This window comes from Pseudomonas oryzihabitans (assembly GCF_024652905.1).
Lineage (GTDB): Bacteria > Pseudomonadota > Gammaproteobacteria > Pseudomonadales > Pseudomonadaceae > Chryseomonas > Chryseomonas benzopyrenica.
Genome location: NZ_CP102428.1, coordinates 2744838 through 2763843, shown reverse-complemented (window position 1 = coordinate 2763843; position 19006 = coordinate 2744838). Strand labels below are relative to the sequence as shown.

15 protein-coding genes, 2 tRNA genes and 2 rRNA genes are annotated in these 19006 nt (G+C 60.0%); 16 read left to right on the top strand and 3 right to left on the bottom strand.

The features are described from left to right. Positions 1-3 precede the first annotated feature (3 nt). Together NRG74_RS12805 and ygfZ are read right to left on the bottom strand one after the other, a co-directional pair. Positions 4-834, bottom strand: a complete 831-nt coding sequence (locus NRG74_RS12805) for an HDOD domain-containing protein (RefSeq protein ID WP_184292298.1) — start codon at positions 832-834, stop codon at positions 4-6. Between the two features lie 40 nt (positions 835-874). Next, entirely contained in the window at positions 875-1792 is a 918-nt protein-coding gene (gene ygfZ / locus NRG74_RS12800) for a CAF17-like 4Fe-4S cluster assembly/insertion protein YgfZ (protein ID WP_257704240.1), read from the bottom strand. A 122-nt stretch (positions 1793-1914) separates the two neighbouring features. On the opposite strand from ygfZ, the gene NRG74_RS12795 reads away from it, so the two are divergent. Together NRG74_RS12795 and NRG74_RS12790 are read left to right on the top strand one after the other, a co-directional pair. After that, entirely contained in the window at positions 1915-2172 is a 258-nt protein-coding gene (locus NRG74_RS12795; RefSeq protein WP_017640141.1) for a succinate dehydrogenase assembly factor 2, read from the top strand. Beyond that, on the top strand, positions 2156-2608 hold the full coding sequence (locus tag NRG74_RS12790; protein WP_257704235.1) for a protein YgfX: 453 nt from the start codon (positions 2156-2158) through the stop codon (positions 2606-2608). Before NRG74_RS12795 ends, NRG74_RS12790 begins: the two co-directional genes overlap by 17 nt. Here NRG74_RS12790 and nadB read toward each other — a convergent pair. Then, on the bottom strand, positions 2565-4190 hold the full coding sequence (gene nadB, locus NRG74_RS12785; protein WP_017640143.1) for an L-aspartate oxidase: 1626 nt from the start codon (positions 4188-4190) through the stop codon (positions 2565-2567). The genes NRG74_RS12790 and nadB overlap by 44 nt on opposite strands. A 331-nt stretch (positions 4191-4521) precedes the next feature. Here nadB and rpoE point away from each other — a divergent pair, with 331 nt between their 5' ends. The 14 genes from rpoE (at position 4522) to NRG74_RS12715 (ending at position 18995) form a co-directional block, all read left to right on the top strand. Further along, positions 4522-5103 carry an RNA polymerase sigma factor RpoE gene (rpoE, locus tag NRG74_RS12780; RefSeq protein WP_026083736.1) on the top strand — a complete coding sequence of 194 codons (582 nt, stop codon included), beginning with the start codon at positions 4522-4524 and terminating at the stop codon, positions 5101-5103. 33 nt (positions 5104-5136) lie between these two features. Continuing rightward, on the top strand, positions 5137-5664 hold the full coding sequence (locus NRG74_RS12775) for a sigma-E factor negative regulatory protein (protein WP_017640146.1): 528 nt from the start codon (positions 5137-5139) through the stop codon (positions 5662-5664). 222 nt (positions 5665-5886) lie between these two features. Next, a complete protein-coding gene (locus NRG74_RS12770) occupies positions 5887-7311 on the top strand; it encodes a DegQ family serine endoprotease (RefSeq protein WP_026083737.1) in 1425 nt (474 codons plus the stop codon). Positions 7312-7458: 147 nt separating this feature from the next. Beyond that, on the top strand, positions 7459-9258 hold the full coding sequence (lepA, locus tag NRG74_RS12765) for a translation elongation factor 4 (RefSeq protein WP_017640148.1): 1800 nt from the start codon (positions 7459-7461) through the stop codon (positions 9256-9258). A gap of 5 nt (positions 9259-9263) precedes the next feature. Then, positions 9264-10118 (top strand): signal peptidase I, encoded by an 855-nt coding sequence (gene lepB, locus NRG74_RS12760; protein WP_257704230.1) that lies wholly within the window; start codon positions 9264-9266, stop codon positions 10116-10118. Further along, positions 10115-10510 (top strand): DUF4845 domain-containing protein, encoded by a 396-nt coding sequence (locus NRG74_RS12755; protein ID WP_017640150.1) that lies wholly within the window; start codon positions 10115-10117, stop codon positions 10508-10510. Before lepB ends, NRG74_RS12755 begins: the two co-directional genes overlap by 4 nt. Further along, positions 10507-11196: a ribonuclease III gene (gene rnc / locus NRG74_RS12750; protein ID WP_064307342.1), complete on the top strand. Its 690-nt coding sequence runs from the start codon at positions 10507-10509 to the stop codon at positions 11194-11196. Before NRG74_RS12755 ends, rnc begins: the two co-directional genes overlap by 4 nt. Then, the gene (gene era / locus NRG74_RS12745; RefSeq protein WP_017640152.1) at positions 11189-12094 is read left to right on the top strand and encodes a GTPase Era; all 906 of its coding nucleotides are present in this window, start codon (positions 11189-11191) and stop codon (positions 12092-12094) included. The genes rnc and era overlap by 8 nt, the downstream gene beginning before the upstream one ends. Before the next feature lie 2 nt (positions 12095-12096). Beyond that, entirely contained in the window at positions 12097-12780 is a 684-nt protein-coding gene (gene recO, locus NRG74_RS12740; protein WP_027603059.1) for a DNA repair protein RecO, read from the top strand. Between the two features lie 3 nt (positions 12781-12783). Next, entirely contained in the window at positions 12784-13524 is a 741-nt protein-coding gene (pdxJ, locus tag NRG74_RS12735; RefSeq protein ID WP_257704225.1) for a pyridoxine 5'-phosphate synthase, read from the top strand. 494 nt (positions 13525-14018) lie between these two features. Beyond that, positions 14019-15555, top strand: a 16S ribosomal RNA gene (locus NRG74_RS12730). Between the two features lie 96 nt (positions 15556-15651). Beyond that, positions 15652-15728: transfer RNA gene (locus tag NRG74_RS12725), tRNA-Ile, on the top strand. 6 nt (positions 15729-15734) lie between these two features. Next, positions 15735-15810, top strand: a tRNA-Ala gene (locus NRG74_RS12720). A 292-nt stretch (positions 15811-16102) separates the two neighbouring features. Further along, positions 16103-18995: ribosomal RNA gene (locus NRG74_RS12715) — 23S ribosomal RNA — on the top strand. Together the 16S and 23S rRNA genes with 2 tRNA genes alongside form the textbook arrangement of a ribosomal RNA operon. The last annotated feature ends 11 nt before the right edge of the window (positions 18996-19006 follow it).

The following is a 19006-nucleotide window of genomic DNA, read 5'->3' as shown; positions in this document are numbered from 1 at the left end:
GGCTCAGCCGAGCAGGGTGCGCGACTGTTCCACCGCGTCCCAGAAGGCCGGATCCTGAGCGGGGTCCGGCTGATTGTTCAGCCCCAGGCGGATGCCGGCGGGCAGCGTCTGGACCGAGCTCTCCTGCTGACCCTGACGCTGCGCGTGCAGCTGCGAGGCGACCTGCACGATATCGGCATAGTCGGCCGCGGCGGGCTGACGCTCCAGCGCCAGGTATTCGCGGGGCACGCAGGCGATGTCGGCCGGGAAATCCCAGACCTTGAGGATGCGTTCGCCGATCTGCGGATGGATGCGCGCGGTCACCTGATCGAGGGTGATGGCGTTGGCCAGCAGTTCTTCCTGCTCTTCGGCATAGGTCAGGATCGGCAGCACGCCGATCTGGTGCACCAGGCCGGCGAGCAGGGCGCGGTCGGCCATCAGGCGGGTGTACCTCTTGCACAGCGCATGGCTGATGGCGGCGATCTCGGTGCCCTGACTCCAGACCTCGCGCATCTTGCGATCCACGGCGTCGCTGGTGGCCTGGAACATCTGCTGCATGGCCAGACCCGTGGCCAGATTCGCCGTGTAGTTGATGCCCAGGCGTCCGACCGCCATCTGCAGGTCGGTGATCTCCTTGCTGGTGCGCAGCAGCGGGCTGTTGACCACCTTGATCAGGCGCGCCGTCAGGGCCGCGTCCATGGCGATCACCCGACTCAGCTCGGCGACGCCCACGTTGGGGTCTTCGGCCGCTTCTCTGACCTTCAGGGCCACCTCGGGAAGGGTGGGCAGCACCACGCGGTCCGTGTCTATCGCATGGAGAAGATCCTGAACAACTTTTTCAGCAAGAGGAGTCATGACATACCTGTGTGAGGAGCGGAAAAGGCGATCCCAACCTTCAGCGCTTTATTTCACGATCGCTGTCGAGAGAGTAGGGCAAATCGAGTAAACGGCAGTTTGGCCCGTCCGAGCTGCCCAGGGCGATGCGCCCATCCGCCACGGCATCGCCCTGCAGCACGGCCAGGAACTCGCAACCCTCGGCGCTTGGCGCGGCCAGTACCACCTCGCCCACGCTGCTGCCATGGACTGGCGAGAACAGCTCGGTGCCCACGGCAGGGGGCTGGTCGCTGCCGGCCAGGCGATAGAGACGCCGCTTGAGCTTGCCCAGGTACTGCATGCGCGCGACGATCTCCTGGCCGGTATAGCAGCCCTTGCGAAAGCTCACGCCATCCAGGGCCTGCAGATTGATCATCTGCGGGACGAACAGCTCGCGGGTCGCGCCGAACAGCTGGCCCACGCCGGCCCGCACCTGCGCCAGCAGCCAGGCCTCCAGCCCGACTTCCGGCAGCGCGGGCACGCCTGCGTCCGCCGCCCGCCAGACTTCGACGCGGCCGTCCTCCAGGCGCACGGCGAAGCCGCCCTCGAGAGTAACCACGGCATTGGCCTGGTCACCCAGCGCGATGTCGGGATAGGCACTGGCGAAGCCCGCAGCCGAGAGCCCGAGGCGTTGCCATTGGGCGCTTTCATCCGCGAGCGTCGACTTGGAGAAGACCGCATATTTCTTCAGATCGGTCAGCAGTGGCTCGACCAGTTCCGCGGCCATCGCCAACAGATAGCCGTCGGCCTGCTTGACGATGCGGAAGCTGGAGACCAGACGGCCCTTGGGCGTGCAGCGACCGCCCAGACCGGCCTGGTCGTCAGCGAGATAATTGAGGTTGCAGGTCAGCTGCCCCTGGAGAAACTTGGTCGCATCGACCCCGCGGATGGCCAGGACGCCTTCGTGGGTCAAGCGGCAGAAATACGGCGAGTTGGCCATTGCGGCTGCAGCTCCGTGTCGAGTGAAGCCGCTCATCATAGGCGCGCCCAGGGTGAATGTCAGGCGCACTGCGCGATGGGGCGCTTCAGGCTTATACTGCGCCGATTGTCGCAGGAGTCCCCATGAGTACCGAAGCTACCGAACTCAATAGATTGTACTGGCACAGCCGCCGCGGCATGCTGGAGCTGGATGTGTTGTTGGTGCCCTTCGTCAAGGAGGTCTATTCCTCCCTGACTGGCGAAGACCAGGCGCGCTATCGCAAGCTGCTCGAGTGCGAGGATCAGGACATGTTCCACTGGTTCATGCAGCGCGGCGAACCGGAAGACGCCGACCTGCAGATCATCGTGCGCATGATCCTGGACCGTGTCCAGCCGGCTTGAGCCCTTCGAATGCCGCTGGAGCGCCTCGGCGGGCCTCCTGCGGCTGCATGCCGTAGCGGCGTTCGCTGCAGGGATCAGCCCCTGGCTGACGGCCATTCCCTGGACGCTCAAGGCTCTCCTGACGCTGCTGGTGCTCTGGTCCTGGCAGCGTGTGCGCCAGCGGCAGCTCCAGCAGCGCTATCCCGAGGTTCCGCGGCGGCTACGGCATGGCGCCGAGGGGTGGCAGCTCTGGTCGCCGGCCAGTGGCTGGCAGGCGGTGCAATTATGCCCGGACAGCCTGGCATTGCCGCTGCTGGTGGTCCTGCGCTATCGCCTGTCTGGCGAAAGACTCACTCGCAGTCTCTGCATCGCTCGTGACAGCCTGACCGCGGACGCCCATCGCCGCCTGCGGGTCAGGCTTCGCTTCGCCCCGCGCCGGTTCGCGGCACCAGAATAGTGTCCCGGGCGGCGTCGCTGGCGAGCTGCGGATAGTCCAGGGTGAAATGCAGGCCGCGACTTTCCTGGCGGGCAAGGGCGCTCTCGATGATCAGCTCCGCCACCTGCGCCAGGTTGCGCAATTCAATCAGGTCGCGACTGACTCTATAGTTGCTATAGAACTCGTCGATCTCGTCCATCAGCAGCCGGATGCGATGGCGGGCGCGCACCAGGCGCTTGGTGGTGCGCACGATGCCGACGTAGTCCCACATGAAGCGCCGCAGTTCGTCCCAGTTGTGGGCGATGACCACGTCCTCGTCCGAGTCCGTCACCTGGCTGGCATCCCAGTCGGGCAGGTCGCGCGGCATGACGATCTCGGCCTCCTGCGCCTGGATGTCCAGCGCCGCCGAGCGGGCATAGACGAAGCACTCCAGCAACGAATTGCTGGCCATGCGATTGGCCCCATGCAGACCGGTGCAACTGGTCTCGCCGATGGCGTAGAGGCCGGCGAGATCCGTGCGCCCATGCGCATCGACCCGCACGCCGCCACAGGTGTAGTGCGCCGCCGGTACCACCGGGATCGGATCGCGGGTAATGTCGATGCCCAGCTCCAGGCAGCGCCGATGGACCGTGGGAAAGTGCTCCTGCACGAAGTCCGCCGGCTTGTGGCTGATATCGAGGAAGACGCAGTCGACGCCCAGGCGCTTCATCTCGTGGTCGATGGCGCGGGCCACCACGTCCCGCGGTGCCAGATCGGCGCGGGGATCGAAGCGCGGCATGAAGCGTTCGCCATCGGGCAGGCGCAATACCGCGCCCTCGCCACGCAGGGCTTCGGTGATCAGAAAGCTCCGCGCATGGGGGTGATAGAGGCAGGTGGGATGGAACTGGTTGAATTCCAGGTTGGCCACCGAGCAGCCGGCGCGCCAGGCCATGGCGATACCGTCGCCGCTGGCGCTGTCCTGGTTGGTGCTATAGAGGTAGGCCTTGCTGGCCCCGCCGGTGGCCAGCACCGTGAAGCGTGCGTGCAGGGTGTCCACCTGATCGCTGGTCCGGTCGAGCACATAGGCGCCCAGACAACGGGCGCCCGGCCGGCCGAGCTTTTCCGTGGTGATCAGATCCACCGCCACGCGCTGGCTGAGCAGCTGGATGTTGGGGCGGCCTTCGGCGATGCGCAGCAGGGTGTCGAAGATGGCCATGCCGGTAGCATCGGCGGCGTGAATGATGCGTCGGTGGCTGTGGCCGCCTTCACGGGTCAGGTGAAAGCCCAGGCCGCCCTTGCCGGTGTCCTGTTCGCGAGTGAAGGGCACGCCCTGGTCGATCAGCCACTGCATGGCCTCGCGACTGTGCTCGACGGTGAAGCGCACGGCCCCTTCGTCACACAGTCCGGCGCCCGCGATTAGGGTATCCTGCACGTGCGCCTCGACGGTATCGCCCTCGTCCAGCACGGCGGCGACGCCACCCTGGGCCCAATAGGTCGAGCCCTGCGCCAATTCGCCTTTGCTCAAGACCGCGATCGACAGCGTCGCCGGCAGATTGAGCGCGAGCGTCAGGCCCGCGGCGCCGCTGCCGATTACCAGGACATCGAATTCCAGATGACGCGCCATAACGTTTCCTTCTCACCGAGACGGCGAGTATAGGAACAAGGCGGCTGACGGCATAGCCATCGCGCGGCATCGAGCAGGGAACTCGCGGGTGTGGAGTAGGGTCTATGTACAGATAATTGCTCATCCGTGCGGCGGGAATGCCCAGACGAGAATGAGCCATCTGCCAAAGCTAAATCAGTGACACCCAGGAGCGATCAGCAGCCATCTCAGTGCTCGCTCATCAACTGCTGTGGAGGGGAGAACTTTCGTGCAACAGCCCAGTCTAGCAGCGCGCGTCGATAGTGAAAGCAAGGACGATAAAGAGCTGCAAGCCAAGGACAGCAAGCAAGCCCTGCCCACCCAGGAGCAGGATCAACAACTTGTCGAGCGCGTCCAGCGTGGTGACAAGCGTGCCTTCGACCTGCTGGTGCTCAAGTATCAGCACAAGATCCTCGGTCTGATCGTGCGTTTCGTCCACGATACCCAGGAAGCCCAGGACGTCGCTCAGGAGGCTTTTATCAAGGCCTATCGCGCGCTCGGGAACTTCCGCGGTGATAGCGCTTTCTACACCTGGCTTTATCGCATCGCCATCAACACGGCGAAAAACCATCTGGTTGCCCGGGGTCGTCGTCCACCGGACAGCGACGTTAGTGCCGAAGATGCGGAATTTTATGAAGGCGACCATGCTCTAAAGGATATCGAGTCCCCAGAGCGGTCCCTCTTGCGGGATGAGATCGAGGCCACCGTGCACCGTACCATCCAGCAACTCCCGGAAGATCTGCGTACCGCGCTGACCCTTCGTGAGTTCGAAGGCCTCAGCTACGAAGACATTGCGAATGTCATGCAGTGTCCGGTTGGAACGGTCCGGTCTCGGATTTTCCGAGCTCGGGAAGCGATAGACAAAGCATTGCAGCCCCTACTGCGTGATGCATAGACAGCGGCGACAGCTTTTAGAGAGGTAATACGTATGAGTCGTGAAGCCCTGCTGGAATCCCTGTCCGCTGTTATGGATAACGAAGCGGACGAATTCGAAACCCGGCGTGTCATCGCCGAGGTCAGCAAGGACCCGGAATTGCGCGCCACCTGGTCGCGCTATGCCATGGTCAGCGCCGTGATTCGCGGCGAGCCCATGATGCCGAATCTGGACATCGCCAAGGGCGTTACCACCACGCTGGAGCGTGATGAGGTCGCCGCAGCCCCGGCAGCGCCCGTCGCTGCTCAGGTCAGCAAGGGTCGCTGGTCGAGCCTGGGTCGTGTCGCGGTTGCCGCGTCCGTGACCTTCGCCGTACTGGCGGGTGTGCGGATGTACAATCAGTCTGACGTCTCTACCCAGGGTCTGGCCCAGCAGGCGCCGAGCCAGCTGACCGTGCCGCAACCTGCGCGTAGCCCGGCCGTACTGGCCAGCTTCAGCGAAGAAAGCACTAAGGCCAACGCCGAAGCCAAGGCTGATCAGCCGGCGGTTGGTGAAAAGCAGGATGTTCCTGCCCAGCGTTGATTCGCTGGTCTCACCGCAGAAAGGGCGCCTGGAGTTAAGCTTCAGGTGCCCTTTTTTTGCCTGAAGGATTTTCGACCAGGTCGCAAAAAAGCTTCGAAAGCTATCGTTCAGCAAGGGCGTGCTATTTCTGCTGCCAGTCGTCACTGACTATGCCTCCCATCCGGGAAGGGCTGGTCGCCAGCGATGTGTTCAAGTCATTGGATAGAGTGGAGCTGCATGCGCATGCGCAATCTAAAGCATTACACGGCGGCCCTGATGGGGCTCTGGCTGATGGGACTGACGGCCATGGCTCGGGCCGATCTGCCGGATTTCACCGGCCTGGTCGAGGCAGCGTCTCCCGCGGTCGTCAATATCAGCACCCGACAGAAAATTCCCGAAGGTCGCGGCGCTGGCGCCATGACCATGCCGGACCTGGAAGGTCTGCCGCCGGGCATCCGTGAATTCTTCGAGCGCAGCATTCCGCAAATGCCGCGCAGTCCCCGTGGCAAGCAGGAGCAGGCCCAGTCGCTGGGTTCCGGCTTCATCATCTCTGCCGATGGCTACATCCTGACCAATAACCACGTGGTCGCCGATGCCGACGAGATCCTGGTGCGTCTCTCCGATCGCAGCGATCACACGGCCAAGCTGATCGGCGCGGATCCCCGTACCGACGTGGCCTTGCTGAAGATCGATGCCAAAGATCTGCCCACCCTCAAGCTGGGCAGCTCCGATCAATTGAAGGTCGGCGAATGGGTATTGGCCATCGGCTCGCCCTTCGGCTTCGATCATTCGGTCACCGCCGGTATCGTCAGCGCCAAGGGCCGTAGCCTACCCAACGAAAGCTACGTGCCCTTCATCCAGACCGACGTTGCCATCAATCCGGGCAACTCCGGTGGCCCGCTGTTCAACCTCAAGGGTGAGGTGGTCGGGATCAACTCGCAGATCTTCACCCGCTCCGGTGGCTTCATGGGGCTGTCCTTCGCCATCCCGATCGACGTGGCCATGAACGTGGCCAATCAGCTGAAGACCGAAGGCAAGGTCAGCCGTGGCTGGCTCGGTGTGGTCATCCAGGAAGTGGACAAGGATCTCGCCGAGTCCTTCGGCCTGGATCGTCCGGCCGGTGCCCTGGTCGCCCAGATTCTGGACGACGGCCCGGCAGCCAAGAGCGGCATCAAGGTCGGCGACGTCATCCTCTCGGTCAACGGCCAGAAGATCGAGGAATCCGCCGACCTGCCGCACCTGATCGGCAACCTCAAGCCGGGCGCCAAGGCCGACATGGAGGTCATCCGCGAAGGCAAGCGGCAGAACCTCAGCGTCACCGTGGGCGACATGCCCAAGGACGACCAGGCCACGTCCGGTGGCGAACGCGGTTCCGATCGGGCCAGCAATCGCCTGGGGATCGCCGTGGCCAACCTGACCGCCGAGCAGAAGAAGACCATGGATATCCAGAGCGGTGTGGTCATTAACAAGCTCAGTGGCGACGGTCCCGCCGCGGCCATCGGTCTGCGTCCGGGCGATGTCATCACCCATCTGAACAACCAGCCCATCGAATCCGCCACGGCCTTCGAGAAGATCACCTCGGCACTGCCGGCGGGTCGCTCCATCTCGATGCGCGTGGTGCGCGAGGGCCGCGCCAGCTTCATCACCTTCAAGCTGCCAGGCAAGTAAGGACCGGGTAGGGGAGTGGGGGCAGGTGACTGCCCCTTCTTTTTGTCCGCTCGAACGGCGCGAGTCCCCTTGTTTGCCGCATTCAGGTAAACTCCCCCGCTATTTTCCCGGCGGATGTTCCGCTGCTGGCTATTCGAGTGCTGATTCGTGAGTGATCTGAGCCATATCCGCAATTTCTCCATCATCGCCCACATCGATCACGGCAAGTCGACGCTTGCGGATCGGTTCATCCAGATCTGTGGTGGTTTGAGCGACCGAGAAATGGAGGCCCAGGTCCTGGATTCCATGGATCTCGAGCGCGAGCGCGGCATCACCATCAAGGCCCACAGCGTCACGCTGTACTACAAGGCTCAGGACGGCAAGACCTACCAGCTCAACTTCATCGATACCCCCGGCCACGTCGACTTCACCTACGAAGTCAGCCGTTCGCTGGCCGCCTGCGAAGGCGCGCTGCTGGTGGTGGATGCGGGCCAGGGCGTGGAAGCCCAGTCGGTCGCCAACTGCTACACCGCCATTGAGCAGGGCCTCGAGGTCATGCCGGTGCTGAACAAGATGGACCTGCCCCAGGCCGAGCCGGACAAGGTCAAGGCCGAGATCGAGCACATCATCGGCATCGACGCCACCGACGCCGTGCCCTGCAGCGCCAAGAGCGGCATGGGCGTACCCGAGGTGCTGGAGCAACTGGTCAAGGTCATCCCGCCGCCCGAAGGGGAAATCGACGCGCCCCTGCAGGCGCTGATCATCGATTCCTGGTTCGACAACTACCTGGGCGTCGTCTCGCTGGTGCGCGTCAAGCACGGGCGGGTCAAGAAGGGCGACAAGATCCTGGTCAAGTCCACCGGCAAGGTGCACCAGGTCGACAGCGTCGGCGTCTTCTCGCCCAAGCACACCGAAATGCCCGATCTGAAGGCCGGTGAAGTGGGCTTCATCATCGCCGGCATCAAGGAAATTCTCGGTGCCCCGGTCGGCGATACCCTGACCCTCAGTGCCACCCCCGACGTGGCCATGCTGCCGGGCTTCCAGCGGGTCAAGCCGCAGGTCTACGCCGGTCTGTTCCCGGTCAGCTCCGATGACTTCGAGGACTTCCGCGAAGCGCTGCAGAAGCTCACCCTCAACGACGCGGCCCTGCAATACGAGCCGGAAAGCTCCGAGGCCCTCGGCTTCGGCTTCCGCATCGGCTTCCTCGGCATGCTGCACATGGAGATCATCCAGGAGCGCCTGGAACGCGAATACGATCTCGACCTCATCACCACCGCGCCGACCGTGGTCTTCGAGGTGGTGCTCAAGGATGGCAGCACCATCTATGTCGACAACCCGTCGAAGCTGCCGGACCTGGCCTCCGTCGCCGAGATGCGCGAGCCCATCGTCCGCGCCAATATCCTGGTGCCCCAGGAGCACCTGGGCAACGTCATCACCCTGTGCATCGAGAAGCGTGGCGTCCAGCGCGACATGCAGTTCCTCAGCAGCCAGGTGCAGGTCAGCTACGACCTGCCGATGAACGAGGTGGTGCTGGACTTCTTCGACCGCCTCAAGTCGGTGAGCCGTGGCTATGCCTCGCTGGACTACAGCTTCGATCGCTTCGAAGCCGCCAGCCTGGTCAAGCTCGATGTCCTCATCAACGGCGAGAAGGTCGACGCCCTGGCCCTGATCGTCCATCGTGACAAGGCGCACTACAAGGGTCGCGCCCTGACCGAGAAGATGAAGGAATTGATTCCCAGGCAGATGTTCGACGTGGCGATCCAGGCGGCGATTGGCGGTCAGATCGTCGCCCGTACCACCGTCAAGGCGCTGCGCAAGAACGTTCTGGCCAAGTGCTACGGCGGTGACGTCTCCCGTAAGCGCAAGCTGCTGGAAAAGCAGAAGGCGGGCAAGAAGCGCATGAAGCAGGTCGGTAGCGTGGAGATTCCTCAGGAGGCCTTCCTGGCCGTGCTCAAGGTGGATAGCTGAAGCCCATGTCTTTGAACTTCCCTCTGTTGCTGGTTCTCGCGGTCGCCGTCTGCGGCGCCCTGGCCCTCATCGACCTGCTGGTGCTCGCACCGCGTCGTCGCAAGGCGATCCAGACCTACGGGCAGCAGGTCAGCGAGCCCGATCCGGCGGTACTGGAGCAGTTGAACAAGGAGCCGGCGCTGGTCGAGTACGGAAAGTCCTTCTTTCCCGTCCTCGCCATCGTGCTGATCCTGAGGTCGTTCCTGGTTGAGCCCTTCCAGATTCCGTCGGGCTCCATGAAGCCGACCCTGGAAGTGGGCGATTTCATCCTGGTGAACAAATTCGCCTATGGCATTCGCCTGCCGGTGATCGATCTCAAGGTCATCCCGATCGGCGATCCCCAGCGTGGTGACGTCATGGTGTTCCGCTATCCCAGCGATCCCAGCGTCAACTACATCAAGCGCGTCATCGGGGTGCCGGGGGATACCATCCGCTACACCAGCGACAAGCAGCTGTACGTTAACGGCCAGCGCGTCAGCGAGAAGCTGGTAGGCGACGAGCCGGGTTCGCTGGGCAGCGTCAAGCTGTTCAAGGAGCAACTGGGCAAGGCCGAGCACCTGATTCGCGAAGAGATGACCCGCTACCGCATGGAACCCGACCACGAGTGGAAGGTGCCTGCCGGTCACTACTTCATGATGGGTGACAACCGCGACAACTCCAACGACAGTCGCTACTGGGACGATCCCAGCATTCCCCGTGACCTGCTCGGCATGGTTCCCGACCGCAACATCGTCGGCAAGGCCTTCGCCGTCTGGCTGAGCTGGCCGGAGCCCAAGCTGCAGAGCATGCCCACCCTGTCTCGCGTAGGTATCATCAGATGAATGAACGCAGAGTGCCTGGTCGTCCGTCGCGTCAGCAGGGGCTGTCGTTTCTCGGTGGTCTGCTCGCACTCTGCATCATCGCTTTCCTGGCCAGTACGGCCATGAAACTCGCGCCCCATTACCTGGACTACAATGCTCTGACCAAGGTCATCGAATCCATCGGCGACAATCCCGATAACCAGATTCGCAGCGTGTCCGACGTCTACAGCTATGTGGGGAAGGGGATGCAGGTAAACGACATCCGTGATCTCGATCTGCAAAAGGCCATGCGCGTCGAAGCCGAAGGCAATCACCTGCAGATCCACCTCGACTATGAAAAACGTGAACACCTGATCCGCAACATCGATCTGGTCGTTCGTTTCAATCGTGATTTCCGTATAAATCTCCCGTGACTTTATCTCTAGATCGCCTCGAGCGTCGGCTGGGTTATACCTTCAAGGACCCGGACCTGATGCTGCTCGCCCTCACGCACCGCAGCTTTGCCGGTCGCAACAACGAACGCCTGGAATTTCTCGGCGACGCCATCCTCAACTTCATCATCGGCGAAGCCCTCTACGATCACTTCCCCCAGGCCCGCGAAGGTCAGCTGTCCCGCCTGCGGGCCAAGCTGGTGAAGGGCGAGACCCTGGCGCTGCTGGCTCGCAGTTTCGAACTGGGTGATTACCTACGCCTGGGCTCCGGTGAACTCAAGAGCGGTGGCTTTCGCCGCGAATCCATCCTCGCCGATGCCATGGAAGCTCTGATTGGCGGCATCTATCTGGATGCCGGCATGGACGCCGCCAAGGATCGGGTCATGGCCTGGCTCGGGCCGCAACTACGCGAGTTGACGCCGGTGGATACCAACAAGGATCCCAAGACCCGGCTGCAGGAGTTCCTCCAGGCACGCGCCTGCGACCTGCCACGCTACGAGGTGGTCGCCATCGAAGGAGAGCCCCATTGCCGGGTCTTCTTCGTCGAATGCGAGATCGCCATGCTCAATGAGAAAACGACGGGGCAGGGCGTCAGTCGCCGCATCGCCGAACAGATAGCTGCCTCGGCGGCCTTGATCGCCCTGGGCGTGGAGAATGGTCATGAATGATGAGCTGAAGGCATCGCGCTGCGGCTACGTAGCCATCGTGGGTCGCCCCAACGTCGGCAAGTCCACGCTGCTCAACCATATCCTCGGGCAGAAGCTGGCCATCACCTCGCGCAAGCCGCAGACGACCCGGCACAACATGCTCGGCATCAAGACCGAGGGTGAGGTGCAGACCATCTATGTGGATACCCCTGGTCTGCACAAGGAAAATCAGAAGGCGCTCAACCGCTTCATGAACAAGACGGCCGTCACCGCCCTGCGCGATGTGGATGTTGTGGTGTTCGTGGTCGACCGTACCCGCTGGACCGACGAAGACCAGATGGTGCTGGAGCGGGTCCGCTTCGTGAAGTGCCCGGTGCTGCTCGCCGTCAACAAGATGGATCGCTTGGAAGACAAGGCTGACATGCTGCCGCACCTGCAATGGCTGCAGGAGCAACTGCCGGAAGCGACGCTCATTCCGGTTTCCGCCCAGCACGGCCACAATCTCGATGCCCTTGAAGAGCTGGTGGCCGAGCGCCTGCCGGAAGGCGACCACTTCTTCCCCGAAGACCAGATCACCGACAGATCCAGTCGCTTCCTGGCGGCCGAGTTGATTCGCGAAAAGATCATGCGTCAGTTGGGGGCGGAATTGCCCTATCAGGTCGCCGTCGAGATCGAGGAATTCAAGTACGAGAACGGAGTGTTGCACATCCATGGCCTGATCTTGGTCGAGCGCGATGGCCAGAAGAAGATCCTCATCGGTCAGGCTGGCGAGCGCATCAAGCGCATCGGCCAGGAAGCCCGCCAGGACATGGAAACCCTGTTCGACGCCAAGGTCATGCTCAATCTCTGGGTCAAGGTCAAAGGCGGCTGGTCCGATGACGAGCGCGCCCTGCGCTCTCTGGGTTACTCCGACCTCTAGCGATGCAGGCGTCCGAGCCGCTGTTCGTCCTGCATGCGCGCCCCTATCGGGAAAGTAGTGCGCTGGTGGATGTGTTCGGCGCCTTCGGCCGGGTCCGCACGGTGTTGCGCGCGGCCCGCTCCCGCTCCGGAAGTCTGGCCAGGCCCTTCATTCCCCTCGAGGCTCAGCTCAGTGGGCGAGGGGAGTTGAAGAATCTGCAAAAGGTGGCGGCCCTGGCGCCGCCTTATCTGCTCCAGGGGCAGGCACTGTTCAGCGGCTTCTATCTGAATGAGCTGCTGGTCCGGCTACTGCCCGCCGAAGATCCCTATCCCGCGCTCTTCGACCTCTATGGCCTGACCCTGGCCGCTCTTGCCCAGGGGCGGCCGGTCGAGCCCCTGCTGCGTACCTTCGAATGGCGCCTGCTCGACCTGCTGGGCTACGGCTTCTCGCTGTCGCTGGCACTGGATGGCCAGGCCATCGACGCCCAGCGCCTCTATCGCTTCATTCCCGACCAGGGCTTCGAAGCCGTCGACGAGGTTCGCCCGGGCTGTCTGGCTGGCGCGGAAATCCTGGCACTGGAGCGTGGCGAGTGGGACGATCCCACTGTAGTCCGCGCTGCCAAGCGCCTGATGCGCCAGGCCCTGGCGCCGCACCTGGGCAGCAAACCCCTGATGAGTCGCGAATTGTTCGCCAAGCCAAGTGAATAAGCCATGAAAGAGTTCAGTCGTGTTCTGTTGGGCGTCAACATCGATCATGTCGCCACCCTGCGCCAGGCCCGGGGTACCCGCTATCCCGATCCGGTTAAGGCGGCGCTGGACGCCGAGGAGGCAGGGGCGGATGGCATCACCCTGCACCTGCGCGAGGACCGTCGCCATATCCAGGAGCGGGATGTCCGCCTGCTGCGTGACCTCCTGCAGACCCGCATGAATCTCGAAGTGGCCCTGACGGCTGAAATGCTGGCATTCGCTCGCGAGATCCGTCCCGAGCACGTCTGCCTGGTGCCTGAACGCCGGGAAGAACTGACCACCGAAGGTGGCCTGGATGTAGTGGGGCAGGTCCAGCGCATCCGTGACGCCATCGCCGCACTGCCCGCTTCGGAAGTGTCCCTCTTTATAGATCCCGATCTGCAGCAGATCCAGGCGGCCAAGGACAGCGGTGCTCCGGTGATCGAGTTGCACACCGGTCGCTATGCCGAAGCCGAGACCCAGGAAGCGCAGGCCCATGAGCTGCAGCGCCTAACCAGGGCGGTGGAATTTGCCACCGGCCTCGGGCTGGTGGTCAATGCCGGTCATGGCCTGCACTATCACAATGTCCAGCCCATCGCGGCGCTGCCAGGTATCAACGAGCTGAACATTGGCCATGCCATCGTCGCCCAGGCGGTCTTCGTCGGCTTCAAGCAGGCGGTCAGGGACATGGCCGAATTGATCCGCTGCAACTCAGTCGTAAAATAACCGTTGACCTGCTCTGAAACTCCCCTATAATGCGCCCCACTTCCGGCGCAGACGCTGAAGCGGCTTGAAAATCAAGCACTTAGGTCTGAGTCGGGCGAGGGGTCCACGGATTCTTCGCCGTTTGACTCTCACCTCCGGGTGATGACGAAATGAAGTGGAGGGGGTTGACGGCGTCTTGGGATGCTGTAGAATTCGCCTCCCGCTGCCGAGATTGGTTAGACCGGTCAGGCAAGCGCAAGTGGTTGAGTTGAAACGAAAAAGTTCAAATCAACGCTTGACAGGATGTGAGGCTAGCGTAGAATGCGCGCCTCGGTTAGCGACACGGTCGCAACCAACTGCTCTTTAACAAGTTGAATCAAGCAATTCGTGTGGGTGCTTGTGAGATAAGTCTGATGTCGCAAGATTATCAGCAACACAAGTAACTCGTGAATTCATGAGTTTTTTGCGATTGCTGAGCCAAGTTTAGGGTTTTCTCAAAACCCGATCAGTCTACTTAACTGAAGAGTTTGATCATGGCTCAGATTGAACGCTGGCGGCAGGCCTAACACATGCAAGTCGAGCGGATGAGAGGAGCTTGCTCTTCGATTCAGCGGCGGACGGGTGAGTAATGCCTAGGAATCTGCCTAGTAGTGGGGGACAACGTTTCGAAAGGAACGCTAATACCGCATACGTCCTACGGGAGAAAGTGGGGGATCTTCGGACCTCACGCTATTAGATGAGCCTAGGTCGGATTAGCTAGTTGGTAGGGTAAAGGCCTACCAAGGCGACGATCCGTAACTGGTCTGAGAGGATGATCAGTCACACTGGAACTGAGACACGGTCCAGACTCCTACGGGAGGCAGCAGTGGGGAATATTGGACAATGGGCGAAAGCCTGATCCAGCCATGCCGCGTGTGTGAAGAAGGCCCTCGGGTCGTAAAGCACTTTAAGTTGGGAGGAAGGGCTTACAGCGAATACCTGTGAGTTTTGACGTTACCGACAGAATAAGCACCGGCTAACTTCGTGCCAGCAGCCGCGGTAATACGAAGGGTGCAAGCGTTAATCGGAATTACTGGGCGTAAAGCGCGCGTAGGTGGCTTGATAAGTTGGATGTGAAATCCCCGGGCTCAACCTGGGAACTGCATCCAAAACTGTCTGGCTAGAGTGCGGTAGAGGGTAGTGGAATTTCCAGTGTAGCGGTGAAATGCGTAGATATTGGAAGGAACACCAGTGGCGAAGGCGACTACCTGGACTGACACTGACACTGAGGTGCGAAAGCGTGGGGAGCAAACAGGATTAGATACCCTGGTAGTCCACGCCGTAAACGATGTCAACTAGCCGTTGGGATCCTTGAGATCTTAGTGGCGCAGCTAACGCATTAAGTTGACCGCCTGGGGAGTACGGCCGCAAGGTTAAAACTCAAATGAATTGACGGGGGCCCGCACAAGCGGTGGAGCATGTGGTTTAATTCGAAGCAACGCGAAGAACCTTACCTGGCCTTGACATGCTGAGAACTTTCCAGAGATGGATTGGTGCCTTCGGGAACTCAGACACAGGTGCTGCATGGCTGTCGTCAGCTCGTGTCGTGAGATGTTGGGTTAAGTCCCGTAACGAGCGCAACCCTTGTCCTTAGTTACCAGCACGTTATGGTGGGCACTCTAAGGAGACTGCCGGTGACAAACCGGAGGAAGGTGGGGATGACGTCAAGTCATCATGGCCCTTACGGCCAGGGCTACACACGTGCTACAATGGTCGGTACAAAGGGTTGCCAAGCCGCGAGGTGGAGCTAATCCCATAAAACCGATCGTAGTCCGGATCGCAGTCTGCAACTCGACTGCGTGAAGTCGGAATCGCTAGTAATCGTGAATCAGAACGTCACGGTGAATACGTTCCCGGGCCTTGTACACACCGCCCGTCACACCATGGGAGTGGGTTGCTCCAGAAGTAGCTAGTCTAACCTTCGGGAGGACGGTTACCACGGAGTGATTCATGACTGGGGTGAAGTCGTAACAAGGTAGCCGTAGGGGAACCTGCGGCTGGATCACCTCCTTAATCGAAGATGTCAGCTTGCTGGCAAGCACCCACACGAATTGCTTGATTCACTGATAGAAGAGCAATTGAGTTAGTTAGACTCAAGGTAAGACGATTGGGTCTGTAGCTCAGTTGGTTAGAGCGCACCCCTGATAAGGGTGAGGTCGGCAGTTCGAATCTGCCCAGACCCACCAATCGATGGGGCCATAGCTCAGCTGGGAGAGCGCCTGCCTTGCACGCAGGAGGTCAGGAGTTCGATCCTCCTTGGCTCCACCATCTCCACCTACCGCTAACGCGATTGCTTGAAAGCTCAGACATGAGCGTTTACTACCCTGCATAATGGGAAGTGAAACGTTGATGTCTGGTCTTTGATCAGAACTGTTCTTTAAAAAATTGGGAAAGTGATAGAAGTAGACTGCATTAACTGTTTTCACTGGCAGTTAGTGTCGTCAAGGTAAAATCTTGCGAACTCAAGCGCAAGTTTTCGGCGAAATGTCGTCTTCACTCATCTAGCGCCCTGCAGATCGGTAGCGTCCTTGGACGTCAGCGAGATTGCTTGGGGTTATATGGTCAAGTGAAGAAGCGCATACGGTGGATGCCTTGGCAGTCAGAGGCGATGAAAGACGTGATAGCCTGCGATAAGCTTCGGTGAGGTGGCAAATGACCTGTGACCCGGAGATCTCTGAATGGGGGAACCCACCTAGCATAAGCTAGGTATCTTAACCTGAATCCATAGGGTTAAGAGGCGAACCAGGGGAACTGAAACATCTAAGTACCCTGAGGAAAAGAAATCAACCGAGATTCCCTTAGTAGTGGCGAGCGAACGGGGACCAGCCCTTAAGTTGATTTGAGAGTAGCGGAACGCTCTGGAAAGTGCGGCCATAGTGGGTGATAGCCCTGTACGCGAAACGCTCTTATCAATGAAATCGAGTAGGACGGGGCACGAGAAACCCTGTCTGAATATGGGGGGACCATCCTCCAAGGCTAAATACTCCTGACTGACCGATAGTGAACCAGTACCGTGAGGGAAAGGCGAAAAGAACCCCGGAGAGGGGAGTGAAATAGAACCTGAAACCGTATGCGTACAAGCAGTGGGAGCCTACTTTGTTAGGTGACTGCGTACCTTTTGTATAATGGGTCAGCGACTTATTTTCAGTGGCGAGCTTAACCGAATAGGGGAGGCGTAGCGAAAGCGAGTCTTAATAGGGCGTTTAGTCGCTGGGAATAGACCCGAAACCGGGCGATCTATCCATGAGCAGGTTGAAGGTTAGGTAACACTGACTGGAGGACCGAACCCACTTCCGTTGAAAAGGCAGGGGATGACTTGTGGATCGGAGTGAAAGGCTAATCAAGCTCGGAGATAGCTGGTTCTCCTCGAAAGCTATTTAGGTAGCGCCTCATGTATCACTCTGGGGGGTAGAGCACTGTTTCGGCTAGGGGGTCATCCCGACTTACCAAACCGATGCAAACTCCGAATACCCAGAAGTGCCGAGCATGGGAGACACACGGCGGGTGCTAACGTCCGTCGTGAAAAGGGAAACAACCCAGACCGTCAGCTAAGGTCCCAAAGTCCTGGTTAAGTGGTAAACGATGTGGGAAGGCTTAGACAGCTAGGAGGTTGGCTTAGAAGCAGCCACCCTTTAAAGAAAGCGTAATAGCTCACTAGTCGAGTCGGCCTGCGCGGAAGATGTAACGGGGCTCAAACCAGGCACCGAAGCTACGGGTATCACCTTTGGTGATGCGGTAGAGGAGCGTTCTGTAAGCCTGTGAAGGTGAGTTGAGAAGCTTGCTGGAGGTATCAGAAGTGCGAATGCTGACATGAGTAACGACAATGCGAGTGAAAAACTCGCACGCCGAAAGACCAAGGGTTCCTGCGCAACGTTAATCGACGCAGGGTGAGTCGGTCCCTAAGGCGAGGCTGAAAGGCGTAGTCGATGGGAAACGGGTTAATATTCCCGTACTTCTAGTTACTGCGATGGGGGGACGGAGAAGGCTAGGCCAGCTTGGCGTTGGTTGTCCAAGTTTAAGGTGGTAGGCTGACTGTTTAGGTAAATCCGGACAGTTAAGGCCGAGAGCTGATGACGATCCTTCTTTTAGAAGGAGAAGTGGTTGATGCCATGCTTCCAGGAAAAGCCTCTAAGCTTCAGGTAACTAGGAACCGTACCCCAAACCGACACAGGTGGTCGGGTAGAGAATACCAAGGCGCTTGAGAGAACTCGGGTGAAGGAACTAGGCAAAATGGCACCGTAACTTCGGGAGAAGGTGCGCCGGTGAGGGTGAAGGGTTTACCCCGTAAGCTCATGCCGGTCGAAGATACCAGGCCGCTGCGACTGTTTATTAAAAACACAGCACTCTGCAAACACGAAAGTGGACGTATAGGGTGTGACGCCTGCCCGGTGCCGGAAGGTTAATTGATGGGGTTAGCGCAAGCGAAGCTCTTGATCGAAGCCCCGGTAAACGGCGGCCGTAACTATAACGGTCCTAAGGTAGCGAAATTCCTTGTCGGGTAAGTTCCGACCTGCACGAATGGCGTAACGATGGCGGCGCTGTCTCCACCCGAGACTCAGTGAAATTGAAATCGCTGTGAAGATGCAGTGTATCCGCGGCTAGACGGAAAGACCCCGTGAACCTTTACTGTAGCTTTGCACTGGACTTTGAGCTTGCTTGTGTAGGATAGGTGGGAGGCTTTGAAGCGTGGACGCCAGTCTGCGTGGAGCCATCCTTGAAATACCACCCTGGCAACCTTGAGGTTCTAACTCTGGTCCGTTATCCGGATCGAGGACAGTGTATGGTGGGCAGTTTGACTGGGGCGGTCTCCTCCTAAAGAGTAACGGAGGAGTACGAAGGTGCGCTCAGACCGGTCGGAAATCGGTCGTAGAGTATAAAGGCAAAAGCGCGCTTGACTGCGAGACAGACACGTCGAGCAGGTACGAAAGTAGGTCTTAGTGATCCGGTGGTTCTGTATGGAAGGGCCATCGCTCAACGGATAAAAGGTACTCCGGGGATAACAGGCTGATACCGCCCAAGAGTTCATATCGACGGCGGTGTTTGGCACCTCGATGTCGGCTCATCACATCCTGGGGCTGAAGCCGGTCCCAAGGGTATGGCTGTTCGCCATTTAAAGTGGTACGCGAGCTGGGTTTAGAACGTCGTGAGACAGTTCGGTCCCTATCTGCCGTGGACGTTTGAGATTTGAGAGGGGCTGCTCCTAGTACGAGAGGACCGGAGTGGACGAACCTCTGGTGTTCCGGTTGTCACGCCAGTGGCATTGCCGGGTAGCTATGTTCGGAAGAGATAACCGCTGAAAGCATCTAAGCGGGAAACTTGCCTCAAGATGAGATCTCACTGGAGCCTTGAGCTTCCTGAAGGGCCGTCGAAGACTACGACGTTGATAGGTCGGGTGTGTAAGCGCTGTGAGGCGTTGAGCTAACCGATACTAATTGCCCGTGAGGCTTGACCATATAACACCCAA

Excerpts from the sequence above, each read along its gene's own strand:
- NRG74_RS12770 (WP_026083737.1), top strand. The coding sequence starts at position 5,887 with ATGCGCAATCTAAAGCATTACACGGCGGCCCTGATGGGGCTCTGGCTG.
- NRG74_RS12805 (WP_184292298.1), bottom strand. The coding sequence starts at position 834 with ATGACTCCTCTTGCTGAAAAAGTTGTTCAGGATCTTCTCCATGCGATA.
- era (WP_017640152.1), top strand. The coding sequence starts at position 11,189 with ATGAATGATGAGCTGAAGGCATCGCGCTGCGGCTACGTAGCCATCGTG.
- NRG74_RS12775 (WP_017640146.1), top strand. The coding sequence starts at position 5,137 with ATGAGTCGTGAAGCCCTGCTGGAATCCCTGTCCGCTGTTATGGATAAC.
- pdxJ (WP_257704225.1), top strand. The coding sequence starts at position 12,784 with ATGAAAGAGTTCAGTCGTGTTCTGTTGGGCGTCAACATCGATCATGTC.
- recO (WP_027603059.1), top strand. The coding sequence starts at position 12,097 with ATGCAGGCGTCCGAGCCGCTGTTCGTCCTGCATGCGCGCCCCTATCGG.
- NRG74_RS12795 (WP_017640141.1), top strand. The coding sequence starts at position 1,915 with ATGAGTACCGAAGCTACCGAACTCAATAGATTGTACTGGCACAGCCGC.
- lepB (WP_257704230.1), top strand. The coding sequence starts at position 9,264 with ATGTCTTTGAACTTCCCTCTGTTGCTGGTTCTCGCGGTCGCCGTCTGC.
- nadB (WP_017640143.1), bottom strand. The coding sequence starts at position 4,190 with ATGGCGCGTCATCTGGAATTCGATGTCCTGGTAATCGGCAGCGGCGCC.
- ygfZ (WP_257704240.1), bottom strand. The coding sequence starts at position 1,792 with ATGGCCAACTCGCCGTATTTCTGCCGCTTGACCCACGAAGGCGTCCTG.
- NRG74_RS12755 (WP_017640150.1), top strand. The coding sequence starts at position 10,115 with ATGAATGAACGCAGAGTGCCTGGTCGTCCGTCGCGTCAGCAGGGGCTG.